The sequence below is a fragment of the Flaviramulus sp. BrNp1-15 genome (genome assembly GCF_022259695.1).
GTDB lineage: Bacteria > Bacteroidota > Bacteroidia > Flavobacteriales > Flavobacteriaceae > BrNp1-15.
Genome location: NZ_CP092099.1, coordinates 1,421,569 through 1,438,864 on the forward strand (window position 1 = coordinate 1,421,569; position 17,296 = coordinate 1,438,864).

General features: G+C 29.8%; 19 protein-coding genes. 16 read left to right on the forward strand and 3 right to left on the reverse strand.

What is annotated here, in order from left to right; all coding sequences use genetic code 11:
- The first annotated feature begins 28 nt into the window (after positions 1–28).
- The 4 genes from MBM09_RS06445 to MBM09_RS06460 all read left to right on the forward strand — a co-directional run bounded on the left by MBM09_RS06445 (position 29) and on the right by MBM09_RS06460 (position 4,178).
- Positions 29–514, forward strand: a complete 486-nt coding sequence (locus MBM09_RS06445; protein WP_238676026.1) for a GNAT family N-acetyltransferase — start codon at positions 29–31, stop codon at positions 512–514.
- On the forward strand, positions 511–1,359 hold the full coding sequence (prmC, locus tag MBM09_RS06450) for a peptide chain release factor N(5)-glutamine methyltransferase (RefSeq protein ID WP_238676027.1): 849 nt from the start codon (positions 511–513) through the stop codon (positions 1,357–1,359). The genes MBM09_RS06445 and prmC overlap by 4 nt, the downstream gene beginning before the upstream one ends.
- Complete coding sequence (ligA, locus tag MBM09_RS06455) at positions 1,359–3,353, forward strand: NAD-dependent DNA ligase LigA (RefSeq protein ID WP_238676028.1); 1,995 nt, start codon at positions 1,359–1,361, stop codon at positions 3,351–3,353. Before prmC ends, ligA begins: the two co-directional genes overlap by 1 nt.
- Positions 3,354–3,440: 87 nt before the next feature.
- Positions 3,441–4,178, forward strand: coding sequence for a hypothetical protein (locus MBM09_RS06460; protein WP_238676029.1), 738 nt, complete (start codon positions 3,441–3,443; stop codon positions 4,176–4,178).
- On the opposite strand, the gene MBM09_RS06465 is transcribed toward MBM09_RS06460, so the two are convergent.
- The gene (locus tag MBM09_RS06465; RefSeq protein WP_238676030.1) at positions 4,175–4,564 is read right to left on the reverse strand and encodes a DoxX family membrane protein; all 390 of its coding nucleotides are present in this window, start codon (positions 4,562–4,564) and stop codon (positions 4,175–4,177) included. The genes MBM09_RS06460 and MBM09_RS06465 overlap by 4 nt on opposite strands.
- A gap of 276 nt (positions 4,565–4,840) precedes the next feature.
- Between MBM09_RS06465 and MBM09_RS06470 the strand changes: the two genes are divergently transcribed.
- Entirely contained in the window at positions 4,841–5,488 is a 648-nt protein-coding gene (locus MBM09_RS06470) for a hypothetical protein (protein ID WP_238676031.1), read from the forward strand.
- On the opposite strand, the gene MBM09_RS06475 is transcribed toward MBM09_RS06470, so the two are convergent.
- Positions 5,485–6,402, reverse strand: a complete 918-nt coding sequence (locus tag MBM09_RS06475; RefSeq protein WP_238676032.1) for a bifunctional UDP-sugar hydrolase/5'-nucleotidase — start codon at positions 6,400–6,402, stop codon at positions 5,485–5,487. The genes MBM09_RS06470 and MBM09_RS06475 overlap by 4 nt on opposite strands.
- Before the next feature lie 4 nt (positions 6,403–6,406).
- The gene (locus MBM09_RS06480; protein WP_238676033.1) at positions 6,407–7,165 is read right to left on the reverse strand and encodes a 5'-nucleotidase C-terminal domain-containing protein; all 759 of its coding nucleotides are present in this window, start codon (positions 7,163–7,165) and stop codon (positions 6,407–6,409) included.
- Positions 7,166–7,222: 57 nt separating this feature from the next.
- Between MBM09_RS06480 and MBM09_RS06485 the strand changes: the two genes are divergently transcribed.
- From MBM09_RS06485 to coaE, 11 genes are all read left to right on the forward strand, one after another.
- Positions 7,223–7,744 carry a hypothetical protein gene (locus MBM09_RS06485; protein WP_238676034.1) on the forward strand — a complete coding sequence of 174 codons (522 nt, stop codon included), beginning with the start codon at positions 7,223–7,225 and terminating at the stop codon, positions 7,742–7,744.
- 2 nt (positions 7,745–7,746) lie between these two features.
- Positions 7,747–8,628: a 4-hydroxy-tetrahydrodipicolinate synthase gene (gene dapA, locus MBM09_RS06490; RefSeq protein ID WP_238676035.1), complete on the forward strand. Its 882-nt coding sequence runs from the start codon at positions 7,747–7,749 to the stop codon at positions 8,626–8,628.
- 117 nt (positions 8,629–8,745) lie between these two features.
- Complete coding sequence (locus MBM09_RS06495; protein ID WP_238676036.1) at positions 8,746–9,588, forward strand: outer membrane protein assembly factor BamD; 843 nt, start codon at positions 8,746–8,748, stop codon at positions 9,586–9,588.
- A 12-nt stretch (positions 9,589–9,600) separates the two neighbouring features.
- The gene (locus tag MBM09_RS06500) at positions 9,601–9,930 is read left to right on the forward strand and encodes a DNA-directed RNA polymerase subunit omega (protein WP_238676037.1); all 330 of its coding nucleotides are present in this window, start codon (positions 9,601–9,603) and stop codon (positions 9,928–9,930) included.
- 6 nt (positions 9,931–9,936) lie between these two features.
- A complete protein-coding gene (coaBC, locus tag MBM09_RS06505; protein ID WP_238676038.1) occupies positions 9,937–11,148 on the forward strand; it encodes a bifunctional phosphopantothenoylcysteine decarboxylase/phosphopantothenate--cysteine ligase CoaBC in 1,212 nt (403 codons plus the stop codon).
- A complete protein-coding gene (locus MBM09_RS06510; RefSeq protein ID WP_238676039.1) occupies positions 11,141–12,028 on the forward strand; it encodes a DUF4835 family protein in 888 nt (295 codons plus the stop codon). Before coaBC ends, MBM09_RS06510 begins: the two co-directional genes overlap by 8 nt.
- Before the next feature lie 65 nt (positions 12,029–12,093).
- Positions 12,094–13,746: a DNA repair protein RecN gene (gene recN / locus MBM09_RS06515; protein ID WP_238676040.1), complete on the forward strand. Its 1,653-nt coding sequence runs from the start codon at positions 12,094–12,096 to the stop codon at positions 13,744–13,746.
- A gap of 57 nt (positions 13,747–13,803) precedes the next feature.
- On the forward strand, positions 13,804–14,619 hold the full coding sequence (locus tag MBM09_RS06520; RefSeq protein WP_238676041.1) for an enoyl-ACP reductase: 816 nt from the start codon (positions 13,804–13,806) through the stop codon (positions 14,617–14,619).
- A gap of 64 nt (positions 14,620–14,683) precedes the next feature.
- Positions 14,684–15,691, forward strand: coding sequence for a glycosyltransferase family 2 protein (locus tag MBM09_RS06525; protein ID WP_238676042.1), 1,008 nt, complete (start codon positions 14,684–14,686; stop codon positions 15,689–15,691).
- On the forward strand, positions 15,688–16,647 hold the full coding sequence (locus tag MBM09_RS06530) for a YbbR-like domain-containing protein (protein WP_238676043.1): 960 nt from the start codon (positions 15,688–15,690) through the stop codon (positions 16,645–16,647). Before MBM09_RS06525 ends, MBM09_RS06530 begins: the two co-directional genes overlap by 4 nt.
- On the forward strand, positions 16,644–17,228 hold the full coding sequence (coaE, locus tag MBM09_RS06535) for a dephospho-CoA kinase (RefSeq protein ID WP_238676044.1): 585 nt from the start codon (positions 16,644–16,646) through the stop codon (positions 17,226–17,228). Before MBM09_RS06530 ends, coaE begins: the two co-directional genes overlap by 4 nt.
- The last annotated feature ends 68 nt before the right edge of the window (positions 17,229–17,296 follow it).

The following is a 17,296-nucleotide window of genomic DNA, read 5'->3' on the forward strand; positions in this document are numbered from 1 at the left end:
ATTGCAAAAATAAGATTAAAAAACGGGTATGAACAACATCGTTATCAGAGAAATTGAACCTCAGGATAATAAGCAAATAGAAGCAGTAATTAGAGCTTGTTTTCATGAATTTAAAATACCATTAGAGGGCACTGCGTATTCAGACGATGAAACTCCTAGGATGTATGAATCTTACCAAAATAATAATGATATTTATTATGTAATAGATTTAAATGGGGAAGTTTTAGGTGGCGGAGGAATAAAACCTTTAAAGGATTTTGAAGCTGATGTGTGTGAAATTCAAAAAATGTACTTTTCACCTAAAGTGAGAGGTGAAGGTTTAGGTAGAAAATTATTTAAGAAATGCATGCAAACGGCTAAAGAGCTAGGTTATAAACAATGTTATTTAGAATCTGCATCGCAACTTAAAGCGGCAATACATATTTACGAAAGTAATGGTTTTAAGCACTTAAAAGGAGCTTTAGGTAATACAGGACATTACTCATGTGGGGTATGGATGATTAAAGATTTATGATTTTAAAAGATATTAAAAATATATTTCATCAAGAATTAGATTCACTTTATATAAAAGAAGAAGTAGATAGCTTTTTTTACATGTTAATTGATTCGTATTATAATATTTCCAGGATTCAGCTGGCAATACATTCAGATCTTAAAATAGGTGATAGTGAAAAGATTTTAAAAGCCTTAAAGTTGCTTAATCAGCAAAAGCCAATTCAATATATTTTAGGTGAAACAGAATTTTTTGGATTACCGTTTAAAGTGAATGAGCATGTGTTAATACCAAGGCCAGAAACTGAAGAATTGGTAGAGTGGATTTTAAATGATCAAGCAGTAAAACCTAAAGATAAGTTATCTGTTCTTGATATTGGTACAGGAAGCGGTTGTATTGCAATTTCATTGGCTAAAAATTTACCTAATACCAAAGTGTATGCTTTAGATGTTTCTGCAGAAGCATTACATATTGCAAAACAAAATGCAAAATTAAACGAAGTAGACATAGAGTTTATTGAGGCTAGTATATTAGAACAGCCTATAATAGACGAAGAATTTGATATTATTGTTTCTAACCCACCATATGTTCGAAAACAGGAAAAACAGGAAATGAAGGCAAATGTAATAGATAATGAGCCGCATTCAGCACTGTTTGTGGAAAATGAAAACCCATTAAAATTCTATAAAGCCATTACTGAGTTTGCATTGAATAATTTGACGACAGAAGGTGCTTTGTATTTTGAAATCAATGAGTATCTTGGTAACAAAATGATTGAATTGTTGGCAGACAATGATTTTAAAAATATTAAACTAAAACAAGATATCTTCAAGAAAGATAGAATGATAAAAGGAATTAAAAATTAATGAGTCCAAAACAAAAAATAGAAGATTTACGCGAGGAATTACGTCAACACAATTATTACTACTATGTGTTAGATAAACCAGTAATTAGCGATTACGAATTCGATATAAAACTTAAAGAATTACAGGAATTAGAAGCTAAATATCCAGAATATTTTGATCCTAATTCACCAACACAACGTGTAGGTGGAGAAGTTACCAAAAGTTTCGAAACTGTAGCTCATGAGCATAGAATGTATTCGTTAGATAATTCATATTCTAAAGAAGATCTTCAAGATTGGGAGACAAGAATAAGGAAGCTTGTAGATGGAGATATTCAATACACATGTGAATTAAAATATGATGGTGCTTCCATTAATTTAACTTACGAAAAAGGGAATTTGGTAAGTGCCGTTACGCGTGGAGATGGATTTCAAGGAGACGATATCACAACCAATGTAAAAACCATTCGTTCTGTCCCGCTTCAATTAAAGGGAGATTATCCTGATAAATTCAACATTCGCGGCGAAATTGTACTGCCATTAGCAGGATTTCATAAATTAAATGAAGAGCGTATAGAAATAGGAGAAGAGCCATACAGAAATCCTAGAAATACGGCTTCAGGAAGTTTGAAATTACAAGACAGTAGCGAAGTGGCGAAACGTCCTTTAGACTGTTTGTTGTATAGTTTAATAGGAAGTAATCTGCCAATTCAAACTCAATTTGAAGGTTTGCAAAAAGCTCGAGATTGGGGTTTTAAAGTACCCAATGAAGCTAAATTGGTAAATTCTATTGATGAAGTTTTAGAGTATATTAATTTTTGGGATACAAAACGAAAGGAATTACCGTATGAAATTGATGGTGTAGTTGTTAAGGTTAATAGTTTTTATCAGCAAGAAGAATTAGGTTTTACTGCTAAAGCTCCACGTTGGGCAATGGCCTATAAGTTTAAAGCAGAACAAGTCTCAACAAAACTAAATAGTATTTCATATCAAGTTGGTCGTACTGGAGCCATTACGCCTGTTGCTAATTTAGAGCCTGTTTTGTTAGCTGGAACTATTGTAAAACGTGCATCATTGCATAATGCAGATCAAATTGAAAAGTTGGACGTTAGAATAGGAGATGAGGTTTTTGTGGAAAAAGGAGGTGAGATTATTCCAAAAATTATTGCTGTAGATTTAAGTAAGCGTCCAGACCATTCTCAGCCAACAAAATATATTACACATTGTCCGGAATGTGAAACCGAATTGGTAAGAACTGAAGGGGAAGCACAACATTATTGTCCAAATTATAATGGTTGCAAACCACAGGTTATTGGGCGAATTCAGCATTATATTTCCAGAAAAGCAATGGATATAGAAGGCTTAGGAGGTGAAACTGTAGCGCTTTTGGTAAACGAAGGCTTGATTAATAACTACTCAGATTTATATGAATTAACCAAAGAGCAAGTCATTCCTTTAGAGCGAATGGCAGAAAAAAGTGCTGATAACTTAATTAAAGGCATTGAGTTGTCTAAACAAATACCATTTGAACGTGTTTTGTATGGTTTAGGCATTCGCTATGTTGGAGAAACTGTTGCAAAAAAGCTAGCTAAACATTATAAAAGTATAGATGCTTTGGCAAATGCCACAGAAGAAGATTTGATAAATGTTGATGAAATTGGAGTTAAAATTGCGGAAAGTGTTGCAGAGTTTTTTAATTCTGAAGAAAATAATTTAATTATAGAAAGATTACGAAGTTTTGGGGTTCAACTTGAAATTTCAGCTGAAAAATTAGCAAATCAAACAGAAAAATTAAAAGGGCTAACTTTTGTTGTTTCTGGTGTATTTGAGTCTATTTCACGTAATGAACTTAAAAAATTGATTGAAGATAATGGAGGGAAAGTCTCATCTTCAATATCTTCAAAAACCAGTTTTATAGTTGCGGGTGATAAAATGGGACCAAGTAAGAAAGAAAAAGCAGAAAAGTTAAACGTTGAAATAATAAATGAAAATGAATTCCTACAAAAAATAAAATAAAATTGTTTTTTTATCGATAAAATGCTTTTTTTTATCGTTTATTTGTAAAATAATTTTATATTTGACGCAGAACCCCAAATTGCTGTTATGTACAAGTCGAAAGTCTTGATAGGTTTTATCTCAATATGTTATGTGTTGTTTGCTATATTCGAATTTAGTGGCAACGACATAGTTGCATATAATTTAAATGCATTAATCATACCACTGATTACGTTAACTTATATGTTGTTTATAAGTAAAAAAAGTATTTGGTTTTTTCTGTTTTTAATTCTTTATTCTATTGCAGATTTGATGGCATTGGTAATTAATAATATGCCGATAGATCAAACAGGGAAGTTATATGATTATCAATATTATATAGGAAACTCACTATATATTATTGCTTATATGTTTTTGGTTGTTAAGATTGTGAAATCACTTAGTCTTAAACACGTAATAAAAAACTTTAAAATTCACTTGCTGGTTTTAAGTATTTTAAATGTATATCTGGTATATGTGTTACAGATAATTATTCATCCTAATTTAGTTTTAGAAAGCGATTATTATTTAGAATTGGTTTACAACATAGTAGTAGTACTGTTGTTGGCTGTTGCCTTATTAAACTATTTTTATAGAGACAATAAAAAATCTTTATATCTGTTTATAGGTTCTGTATTTATTGTTTTTTCAGAATTTATTGATGTTGCCTACATATATATAACACAGAGAAGTTTGCTAAATGTAATAGGAACTACACTTGCTATGGTAGCCTTTTATTTCTATTATCAGCAATCTAAATTACTTAACCAAAAAACAGAAGAAAATAATTACATGCTATTAGATTAATTTATAGCTTGTTTCTTTTTAAATGGTAAGTCTTTCCTGTATAAATAAAGAATAATAGAAGATAGTACAAATGTAATGATTGCTGTTATAAATAGAACGCCTCCATCACCATTAATTTGAATTCCTAATTGTGTTAAATGCATAAGTATTGCTCCTCCAATAATTCCTAAAGTAAGTGTGGCGCCAATCCAAATGGTTTTAGGAATAAGCAACAATATTCCAGCAATTAATTCTAAAATACCTATGCCTATTCTACCATAAGGTTCTAATCCTACTTTTTCAAAAATGTATATACTGTCTGGATGAGCTGTAAATTTAAAACGTAATGTTTGTATGAGTATAATAGCTACAATTATTCTTAAAACTAAAGGTGTAAACTTTTTCATTTTATTCTAATTTGAATAATTAGACGCAATAAATTGTGGTTACTTAAAAAGAAATTTTTAAAAAATCAGATGAATTACATTTTTAATCAAAATAATCGATGAAAAGTGTTATTTTATCGTTTAAATTGAAAAATATTTATATATTTGAGATAACCTACTTATGTGAATATTTTGAAAAAAGGAAACAAATTTACTTTTAGTAAACTATTTTTCTGTGTTTTACTATTATTGATTGCAATTAATTTTTTGGGTGCTTTTTACCATAAAGAATTATTCATGCAAACTGCATCACTGTTATTTATTCCAGTTTTTTTATTGGTTTTTGTAACCAAGTATAAAAGACTAAGTTTGCCATTTATATCTTTTTTAGTTTTATCCTTTTTAGGAGATATTTCATCAGTATTTTTAAATAATGATACTACTTTTTATATAAGTAATATACTCCATGCTTTAAGTTTTGTGTATTTGTTATTAATTGTGATACCAAAATTTAAATTATTTGATCTGGAGAAAATTGTAGGTCTTTATTTGGTTGTTGTATTTTCAATAAACATATACTTTTTATATGTATTACAAGGCGTTTTGAAAAGTACTATTTCTGATGATATAGAAGTAAATCTATTTACAGCCAAAAGTTTAGTGCTTATTATATTAGCTTTTTTGTCATTTGGTATTTATTTAAATACGCAAACCAAGAGGTCTATTCTTTTTTTAGCTAGTAGTGTTTGTTTTGGTTTTTCAACAATTATAGATTATGTAAATCTCTATTATTTTTATGATTGGAATTTTATTATGCTACACAAAATATTATATGCTGTAGGGCTATATTTTTTATTTAGTTATGCTATGATTGAAAGCTATGTAAAAAAATCTAAACCAGTTGAGCTTAATGAAACGTATTCTTCAGATAATATTTTAGCTTAAACTATTATAGAAGTACCATTAGCAGATTTATTCTTATCTGTATCAAAATAAAAATCTATTTTACCTAGATTAATACCATAACAACCTACTTGGTTTACTAACATATTCTTATTTTCAACATTTTTCACAACTGTTGGCTTTCGTAAAAATGTGTGTGTATGCCCACCAATAATTAAGTCAATGTCTTTTGTTGCAGCAGCAAGTTTTAAATCACTTATTTTGGTTTCGCTATTTCTATAATTATACCCTAAGTGCGATAAGCAAATAATTAAATCACATTTTTCATTTTCTTTTAAAATGCGAGTCATGTCTTGAGTAATTTCTATAGGGTCTAAATATTTGGTTTCTTTATATAAAGAAGGAGCAACCAAACCATCCAATTCAATTCCTAAACCAAAAACACCTATTTTAATACCATCTTTCTTGAAAATTTTATAAGGTTTAGAGTGTGTATCCATTATGGTATTTGAGAAATCATAATTTGCTGAAACAAATTGAAATTCTGCATGAGGTAATTGTGCAAATAATCCATCAATACCATTATCAAAATCATGATTTCCAATTGTGGCAGCATCATATTTAAGCTTACTCATTAATTTAAACTCTAATTCGCCACCATAGTAATTAAAATAAGGAGTGCCTTGAAAAATATCACCGGCATCTAATAGTAAAGTATTTGGATTTTCCTTTCTAATGGATTCTATTAAACTAGCGCGTCTGGCAACACCGCCTTTATTTGCATTTCTTCCATCTTCTGGTCCAAAAGCATCAATATGGCTGTGTACATCATTAGTATGTAATATAGTTATTTTAGTAGTCGTACTAACTGTTGTGAATGATTGTAAACCTAAGCTGCCAAGTGTAACTAATGCTGTTCCTGCCGATGCTTGTTGAATAAATTCTCTACGTTTCATCTGTTTATTTTATTTGGATGAATCTATCATCAATTACGGGGTTTATAGTGTCTTTTTTTATAAAATTATCTATTAAGGCATTTCTAATTTTGTAGTTTAAAACATAAAGACTGTCATTTGGTTTAAAAAAACTCATGTTATCACCACCATTATATAAGTAATCATTTGTTGCTACATAGTAAGTTTGGTTAGATTCAATAGCCTTCTCTTTTATTTTTGCCTCTAGAACTTTATAATCTTTATCTAGTTTCAATTTAAGTTTAGATATAGGGTGCGCTCTTTTTGATCTGCTTAAATAATGTATCAAACTATCTATTTGATTGCTTTTTAAAGCCACAACTACTATATTGTTTTCAAAAGGCATTATCTCAAAAGCAGTTCTTTTAGTAATATTTCCTTTTGATAAAATAGAACGAATACCGCCATGATTTAATAATACTATATCAATGTCATGACCTGTTCTGCTTTTAAAAATAGGATTAGCTTCATCATAAACTGCATCGGCCATAAAATTTCCAATAGCTGTATTTAATTCTCCATCATTTTTTGTGTAAGTATCTGCAGAATATGCTAAAACACTATCTAAATCTTTTTGAATGTTTTCTCTGTAGGGTTTAATATATGTTTCAATTTCAGGGTCGGTAACTAAAGAATCTGTAATAGAAATTTGTTTGCCTTCAATTTTTGTAAGGTGTTGCTGCTGCTGCTTACAACCAGAAAAAATAAAAATATATAACAAAAAAAATAAATATGTAAACCTCATATATTAAACTAAATTTTGAATGTACTTTTGCTACCTTTGCGCAAAGGATAAAGATAAATGATTTTAAAGGGTTTTAAAGAAAAATCTAATAAAAAGTACTTAAACAAATTGTTATCGGAAAGACAAATAAATGTTACTGATAATAAAGTTGAAAGCTTGGGTGTTATCTTAAATGTTGATGAAGTAGATGATTTTGAATTATTTAGAAAGCTTGCAGATGATCTAAAAGTTCTTCCAAACAGATTAAAAATAATTGCGTTTTCTGAAGGTAAGAAAGAGGATTTACTTTCCTGGGATGAATGTTATAATCTAAAAGATTTTGGCTGGCGTGGAGCCATTAAAAATACAGAATTACAATCTTTTTTAAATAAGGATTTTGATGTTTTAATTAGCTATTACCAAAAAGAAATTTTAGAATTAAAACTAATAACGGCTCAGTCTAAAGCCAAATTAAAAATTGGCATTTTACAAACAGACGAGCGTGTAAACGATTTAATTATAAAAACCGATTTAAAACAATTTGAAGTATTCAAAACAGAGGTTTTAAAATACCTAACTATATTAAATAAAATTAAGTAATAATGAATAATAGTAAGTTTCTGGGCACTGGTGTAGCACTTGTTACGCCTTTTAAATCAGATTTAAGTGTAGATCATGATGCCTTAACAAATATTGTAAATTATAATATTGATAATGGTGTAGAATATTTGGTGATTTCTGGAACAACAGGAGAAAGTGTAACCATAACTAAGCAAGAAAAAAAGGAAATTATAGCTACCATTACAAAAGCTAATAATGGTCGTGTGCCAATGGTTTTAGGAATTGGCGGAAATAATACAGCACAAGTTATAGAAGAAATAAAATCTACAGATTTAAGTGATATTGATGCCATTTTATCTGTTTCTCCATATTACAGTAAACCAACGCAAGAAGGGATATATCAACACTTCAAGGCTATTTCTGAAGCGTCTCCAGTAGATATTATTCTTTACAACGTTCCTGGTCGAACTTCAAAAAATATAGAGCCTGCAACCACTTTAAGATTAGCAAACGATTTTAAAAATGTAATAGCAGTTAAAGAAGCCGGTAATAATGTGTCACAGTATTTACAACTGTTAAAGAATAAACCAGAAGATTTTTTAGTAATTTCTGGTGATGATGATTTAGCATTAGGTGTTGTTTTAGCAGGTGGAGCAGGAGTAATTTCTGTGATCGGTCAAGGTTTTCCTAAAGAATTTTCAGAAATGATTCGTTTAGGGTTAAAAGGAAATGCTAAAGATGCTTACAAACTTCATTATAAATTAATGGATGTTATTGGTTATATTTTTGAAGAAAATAACCCTGCAGGAATTAAAGCTGTTTTTGAGGCATTAAAATTATGTCAAGATACAGTAAGGTTACCGCTTGTACCTGCAACAAATAGCTTGAAAAATAAAATACAGGACTTTGTAAATACGTTTTAGTATTGTTAAATATTACTTAAACCTTATAATAGCTAGCTTTAAGCCATTATTTTAGCGTTAAAATAATATTTTTAAAATCCATATTAATAACTTAATTTTGCATTCTGTTTAAAATTTATGAAAAAGCTTTTTTACATACTAATAGCACTCACAGTTTTAACGAGTTGTAGTGAATATCAAAAGGCATTAAAGTCTGAAGATATTGCTACAAAATTTAAAATGGGAGAAGACCTGTATAACGAAGGTAAATTTGCTAAAGCGAATAGGCTTTTTGCTCAAATTGTACCAAACTATAGAGGTAAGCCACAAGCTGAAAAACTTATGTACTTGTATTCCAATTCATTTTATAAAATGAAAGATTACTATGTGGCAGGTTATCAGTTTGAGCGTTTTGCTTCAAGTTATCCAAGTAGTGAGAAGTTAGAGGAAGCTTCTTTTTTAAGTGCAAAAAGCTATTATATGCTTTCTCCTGTTTACACTAAAGATCAAACAGAAACTAAAGATGCTATTGAGAAGCTTCAAGAGTTTATTAACTTGTTTCCAGATTCTGAGTATGTAGCAGAAGCTAACACATTAGTAAAAGAGTTAGATTTCAAATTAGAACAAAAGGCATACAGTATTGCAAAGCAATATGCAGATATAGCTCCAGGTTACACAAAAGATTTTAATGCGGCCATTAAATCTTTTGATAATTTTCTTTTTGAATTCCCTGGTTCTGTTTTACGTGAAGATGCACTTTATTACAGATTAGATTCTGCATATAAATTAGCAATGAATAGTATAGAATATAAAAATGGTTTAGACGGATTAATTCATTTAAGAAAAGATCGTTTAGAAACTGCAAAAGAATATTCAGAATCATTTAAAAATACATTTGCTAATTCTAAATATTTAGAACAAGTAAATAGTATGGCCAATGCTATTGAAGAAGAGTTAAAAAATTACAGCACAAAAAGTTAAATAATAATGACAATGGATTTAAAAAAAACCAATGCTCCTGTTAATTCGGTAACGTACGACAGAAACCAAATAGATGAGCCAACAGGCAATATCTACGAATCAATTTCTATCATCGCTAGACGTGCAGAACAAATTAACACAGAGATTAAAAAAGAACTTATTGATAAGTTAGAAGAATTTGCTACTTACAATGACAGTCTTGAAGAAATCTTTGAAAATAAAGAGCAAATTGAGGTATCTAAATTTTACGAAAAATTACCAAAACCTCACGCGTTAGCTGTTCAAGAATGGTTAACAGATAAAATTTATTTTAGAAATACTGAGGAAGATTCTCAGGAATAATTTCTTATGAGCATACTAAGCGGCAAAAACATACTATTAGGAATTAGTGGTGGTATTGCCGCTTATAAAACAGCTTCATTAGTTAGGTTATTTATAAAATCGGGCGCAAACGTAAAAGTAGTTATGACGCCAGCTTCAAAGGATTTTATTACACCTTTAACCTTATCAACACTTTCAAAACATCCTGTACATTCATCTTTTGTAAATGAAGAAGATGATAATTCGGTTTGGAATAATCATGTAGATTTAGGTCTATGGGCAGACTTATTTGTAATAGCCCCTGCAACTGCAAATACGATGTCTAAAATGTCCAATGGTGTATGCGATAATTTGTTGTTAGCAACCTATTTATCTGCAAAATGTCCTGTATATTTTGCGCCAGCAATGGATTTAGATATGTATAAACACCAAACAACGCTAGAGAGTTTTAAAAAGCTTAAATCTTTTGGAAATATTATGATTCCTGCAACAAGTGGCGAATTGGCAAGTGGTTTAGTAGGCGAAGGAAGAATGGCAGAACCAGAAGATATAGTCGCTTTTATTGAAAAAGATATTTTAGATAAACTTCCTTTAAAAGGAAAAAAAGTTTTAGTTACTGCGGGTCCAACATATGAAGCGATTGATCCTGTTAGATTTATAGGTAATCATTCTAGTGGTAAAATGGGATTTGAAATTGCTAAAGCTGCTGCAAATCTTGGTGCTGAGGTTGTTTTAATTACAGGTCCAACACATCAAAAAGTATCGCATAGTTTTATAGAAGTTATTCCGGTAACAAGTGCCCAAAATATGTATGATGCTACTCATAAGTATTATAACAATGTAGATGTAGCTATTTTGTCTGCAGCAGTTGCCGATTTCAAACCAAAAGAAATGGCTACTCAGAAAATAAAAAAGAAGACTGATACGTTAACTTTAGAGTTAGAGAAAACAAAAGATATTTTAGCATCTTTAGGAGACATTAAAAAACAACAATATTTGGTAGGTTTTGCTTTAGAAACTAATAATGAGCTTGAAAATGCTAAAGAAAAATTAAAAAGAAAGAATTTAAATTTAATTGTTTTAAATTCGTTAAACGATAAAGGTGCTGGTTTTAAAACAGATACCAATAAAGTAACTTTTATTGATGATAAAGAGAATATTACTGAGTTTCAATTAAAATCTAAAGTAGAAGTAGCTTCAGATTTACTTAACAAAATCACAAAAGAAATTAATGCGTAACTTACTTGTTATATTTATTTTTTGTCTTGCTTTTAAAGGTTTCTCACAAGAGCTAAACTGCAATGTAGTTGTTAATGCGCAACAAACCGGTAATGAAAACTTTCCCATTTTTAAAACCTTAGAAAAGCAACTTACAGAGTTTATAAATAATACTAAATGGACTAATAAAACTTTTAAAACTCAAGAACGTATAGATTGTAGTATGGTAATAAATGTTACCAATTATAGTGGTGAAGCATTTCAAGCTTCATTGCAAGTACAATCGTCACGTCCTGTTTATGGTTCGTCTTTTAGTACGCCTATTTACAATTTTAACGACAAAGATTTTAATTTCACCTATTTAGAATATCAAAACTTAATCTATAACCCTACACAATTTGAATCTAATTTAGTGTCTGTTTTAGCATTTCATGTGTATATGGTTTTAGCTTTAGATGCCGATTCTTTTTCAGAAAAAGGAGGTGATGAGTATTATAAACAAGCTCAAATAATTACTAATTACTCGCAACAGGGCAATTTTAAAGGCTGGAAGCTAGAAGATGGTTTACAAAGCAGGTTCGCACTTATAGATAATGTATTGTCACCTACTTTTAAAGAATATAGAAGTGTAATGTACAACTATCATAGAAATGGTTTAGATGTTATGGCAGATAATACTAAACAAGGTAAGGATGTAATTGCTTCATCTATAGAGCAATTTCAAGCTATGAATAGTCGCAGACCAAACTCTTTTTTACTACGAACTTTTTTTGATGCTAAAGCAGATGAAATTGAACAAATTTTTACTGGAGGACCAAGTGTAAATATTGCAAGCGTTAAAGAAACCCTTCAAAAAGTAGCGCCAATGCACAGTAGTAAATGGCAAAATATAAAGTATTAAGTTTCTTCATTAAATTATACTAAATTTGTTTTACAATACTTGCTTACTGTAAACCAAGAACTGATATGCTAACATCACTTTCAATTAAAAATTACGCTTTAATAGATAATCTTCATGTAGATTTTAATGATGGTTTTTCTATAATTACAGGAGAAACCGGTGCAGGAAAATCAATTTTATTAGGAGGTTTATCATTAATTTTAGGAAAACGTGCCGATTTAAGTAGTTTGAAAGATGATTCGCAAAAATGTGTTATTGAAGCTGTTTTTAATGTTTCAAATTACAATTTAAAAGCCCTATTTAAAGCTGAAGATTTTGATTATGAAGCGCAAACTATTATTCGCAGAGAAATTCTACCTTCAGGTAAATCTAGAGCATTTGTAAATGATTCTCCTGTGAATTTGAATAGCTTACAACTTCTTGGAGAGCGATTAATAGATATACATTCTCAACATCAAACCTTACAACTTACAAGTAACGATTTTCAGTTTCAGGTTATAGATGCTTTGGCTAACAATGATGCTGCTTTACAAGATTATAAGTTAGAGTTAAAAGCTTATAAAACACTTCAAAAAGAACTAAAAGAACTTTTGTCTTTTCAAGCGGAAGCTATAAAAGAACATGACTATAATTCATTTTTATTAAACGAGTTGGTTGAAGCTAAACTAGTGGAAGGTGAGTTAGAAACACTTGAAGAAGAATACGAAACTTTAAATAATATTGAAGGTATTCAAGAAAAGCTTTCTGAAGCTTATCAATTACTAAGCGAAGATCAAATAGGAGTTTTATCATCGCTTACTTCATTAAAAAACGTCTTTCAAAAGTTATCTGGATTTTCATCAAAATATGAAGACTTGTATAATAGAGCCAATAGCAGCTTGATTGAAATGGATGATCTTTTCAGTGAAGTAAATGATTTACAAGATAGTTTAGATGCAGACCCCAATAGGTTAGGAGTGGTAGATTCTAAGTTGAAAATGCTCCATAATTTAATGCAGAAGCATGTGGCTAATAGTGTTTCAGAATTAATAGAAATTAAAAATCAACTAGAAGAAAAGGTTTCTATAACCGAGAATTTAGATGATACTATTAATAAAAAGCAAGCTGAAATATCTTCTAAAGAAAAAGTATTAAATGCTGTTGCAAAAACAATTCATGATAAACGAATTAAGGTAATTCCAGAATTAAGAAATCAGTTAGAAACTATTTTAGCTAATTTAGGTATGCCAAATGCTCAATTTAAAATAGATGTTATTTTAAATGACTCGTTTTTCGTGAATGGAAAAGATGAATTGTCATTTTTGTTTTCTGCTAACAAAGGCGGCAGTTTTAATGAGCTTAAAAAGGCTGCGTCTGGTGGAGAGTTATCTAGAATCATGCTTGCTATAAAATCGGTTTTAGCCAAGTATATTCAGTTACCCACTATTATGTTTGATGAAATTGACACTGGAGTTTCTGGTGAGATTTCAAATAAAATGGGAGACATCATGCTACAAATGAGTAAGACTATGCAAGTATTTTCTATTACACATTTACCGCAAATTGCAGCCAAAGGGCATTCGCATTTTAAAGTGTATAAAGAAGATGTTAATGAAGTTACACAAACCAACCTTGTAAAACTAAATCATGATGAGCGTATTGTAGAAATAGCTCAAATGTTAGGAGGTTCAGAAATGTCTTCATCAGCGATTGCTCATGCTAAAGAATTGCTTAATTAATTACTATATTTGAAACCAAATTAAAAACTACATAAACCAAAGTATAAACCATAAAGTATGTACAATTTATTAAAAGGAAAAAAAGGAATCATTTTTGGAGCTTTAGATTCAAATTCTATTGCTTGGAAAACTGCAGAACGTGTTCATGAAGAAGGAGGTGAATTTGTTTTAACAAACGCGCCAGTTGCAATGAGAATGGGACAAATTAACGAGTTAGCAGAAAAAACAGGTTCTCAAATTATTCCTGCCGATGCTACTTCTCTTGAAGATTTACAAAATTTAGTAGATAAATCTAAGGAGATTTTAGGAGGTAAAATAGACTTTGTTTTACACTCTATAGGCATGTCAATAAATGTTAGAAAAGGAAAACATTATACAGACCAAAATTATGATTGGACACAAAAGGGAACTGATGTTTCTGCCATGTCTTTTCACAAATTGATGCAAACACTTTATAAAAGTGATGCCATGAATCAGTGGGGAAGTATTGTTGCATTAACCTATATGGCTGCACAACGTGTATTTCCAGATTATAATGATATGGCAGATAATAAAGCCTATTTAGAAAGTATTGCTCGTAGTTTTGGATATTTTTTTGGGCGTGATAAAAAAGTACGTGTTAATACCATTTCTCAATCTCCAACACCTACAACAGCAGGTAGCGGAGTAAAAGGGTTTGATGGCTTTTTAGCTTATGCTGATAAAATGTCGCCACTTGGTAATGCAACGGCTTTAGACTGTGCTAATTATACCGTAACGTTGTTTAGTGATTTAACAAAACGTGTAACATTACAAAATCTTTATAACGATGGTGGTTTTAGTAATATGGGTGTTAGCGATGCAGTAATGAGTACGTTTACAGGAGAAGAATAAATTATTTTAAAATATTGAAAAAAAGCCATCTTTATAAAGGTGGCTTTTTTGTTACTTTTGTGTTATGCAATTACAGTTTTCATTTATAATTCCGGTTTATAATCGCCCTGACGAAATACAGGAACTTTTACAGAGTTTTGATGCGTTAGAAACCAATTTGCCTTATGAGATTGTAATTATTGAAGATGGTTCAACTAAATCGTCTAAAACTGTAGCAGATAGTTATAAAAATAAACTAAATATATCTTATTTTTTTAAAGAAAACTCAGGTCCTGGGGATTCAAGAAACTTTGGTATGCAAAAAGCAAAAGGAAACTATTTTATAATTCTGGATTCCGATTGTATTTTGCCTAAACATTATCTAAACGAAGTTGAAAAAAGCTTAAAGGCAGACTATGTAGATTGTTTTGGAGGTCCTGATGCAGCACATCAATCATTTACAAATCTTCAAAAAGCGATTAATTTTTCAATGACATCGTTTATCACAACTGGAGGTATTAGAGGCAAGAAGAGCAGTGTTGATAAATTTCAGCCTAGAAGTTTTAATATGGGACTTTCTAAAAAAGCATTTGAAGCATCAAAAGGGTTTGGACGTATTCACCCAGGCGAAGATCCAGATTTGTCTATTAGACTTTGGAATTTAGGTTTTAAAACCAAATTAATTCCTGAAGCTTATGTGTATCATAAGCGTCGTATTTCATGGAAAACATTTTACAAACAAGTTAATAAATTTGGTTTGGTAAGACCAATTTTAAACCAATGGCATCCACAAACTAAAAAACTCACTTATTGGTTTCCTACGGTTTTTAGTACAGGCTTATTGGTTTCAATTTTGCTATTTTTTATTGGTTTCAAATGGCTGTTCTTTACTTATATTTTGTATTTTTTAGTAGCATTTGTAATGGCATTAATTTCAACCAAAAGCTTAGGAGTTTCTATACTTTCCTTAATGGCTATTTTAGTGCAGTTTTTGGGTTATGGGTACGGATTTTTAAAGTCTACTTTTGCGGTTTCAGTACTTAATAAAAAACCAGAATTATATTTTCCACAGTTATTTTTTAAATCAAAATGATAAAAAAGTTAAAATCTGAAATAGTAAAGTCAATTAAAAATAAAAGGATTAATGTGTTCTTTTTGTTTTTGCTATCAGCATTTATCATTTTAATATTTACTAAACTATCCAAAGAATATACTAATACTGTTGCTTTTGATGTTGAAAAGTTAAATGTGCCACAGGAAAATATTATATTAAATGATTCAATAAAAATTAATATTACTTTAAAAACACATGGTTTTAAATGGCTTAAATACTATTTATCTAAACCAAAAATTAAAATAGATTTTGCAAAAGATGTCTATAAGAAAGAAGGTGTTTTTGTTTGGAATAAATCTAAAGCATATTTAAATAACACACAGTTTGATAAAGAAGTTGAGCTGCTAAATATTTCACCAGATACGCTAACTTTTAGATATGGTATTAATTTGGTTAAAAAAGTGCCCGTAAAAGTGAATGCTAAAGTTAATTTTAATCCGGGTTATAATACAGCTGGTGAATTGGTTTCAAATCCAGATTCCATAGTAATTGTGGGACCAAATGTAATAGTTTCAGAAATAGATTTTTTAGAAACTGAAGATGTTGTTTTTGATGATGTTAAATCAGATTTATCTGAAATCACAAAATTAAAATTACCCCAAAACACATCAGATTTAAAATTTTCAAATAACGAAGTGCTTGTAGAAGCTAAAGTAGAAAAGTTTACAGAAGGCACGCTTAAAATCCCTGTTACTATAATTAATCAACCAAAGCAAATGGAATTAAAGTATTTTCCAAAAACAGTTAATGTGTCTTATTACGTAAGCTTAAATGATTATAATTCTATTACAAATAAAAATTTTAAAGTCATTTGTGATTATAGTAAAATAACTGAAAATCAGTCTTTTTTAATTCCTGAATTTGCTAAAGTGCCAGAGAATGTAAAAAACCCAAAAATTAGTCAGCAACGCATAGAATTTATATTAACAAAATGATTATTGTAGGACTCACAGGTGGTATAGGAAGTGGTAAAACAACGGTTGCAAAACAGTTTATGGAATTGGGAATACCTGTTTATATTGCAGATGAGGAAGCTAAAAATCTTATGCACAGGTCTAAAATAATTAAGCGTAAACTTAACCAGTTATTTGGAGATAAAGCATATATAGATGGTAAACTAAATAAGCCATTTATAGCAGATATAATTTTTAACGATAAGTCATTTTTGCAAAAAATGAATGCTATAGTACACCCAAGAGTTGCTAAGCATTTTAAAAAATGGGCACTAAAACAAGATGCACCTTACGTTATAAAGGAAGTTGCAATTTTGTTTGAAAATGGAGGCGATAAAGCATGTGATTATGTAATAACGGTAACAGCTAAAAAAGCCGTAAGAATTAAGCGGTTGTTGGAACGCGATAATACATCAAAAGAAAAGATTGAAGCTATTATGAAAAATCAATGGTCTGATGAGGAAAAAATAAAAAAATCTGATTTTGTAATAGAGAATACTACATTAAAAAGTATTGAAAAACAAGTCCTGAAAATTCATAATCAAATTCTTAAAAAGGTCTAGAATCGCTCTAACTTTAACATTTTTGTTAATGTAAGGTTAAAAATGGGACTGCTAAATGTTAAAATGTT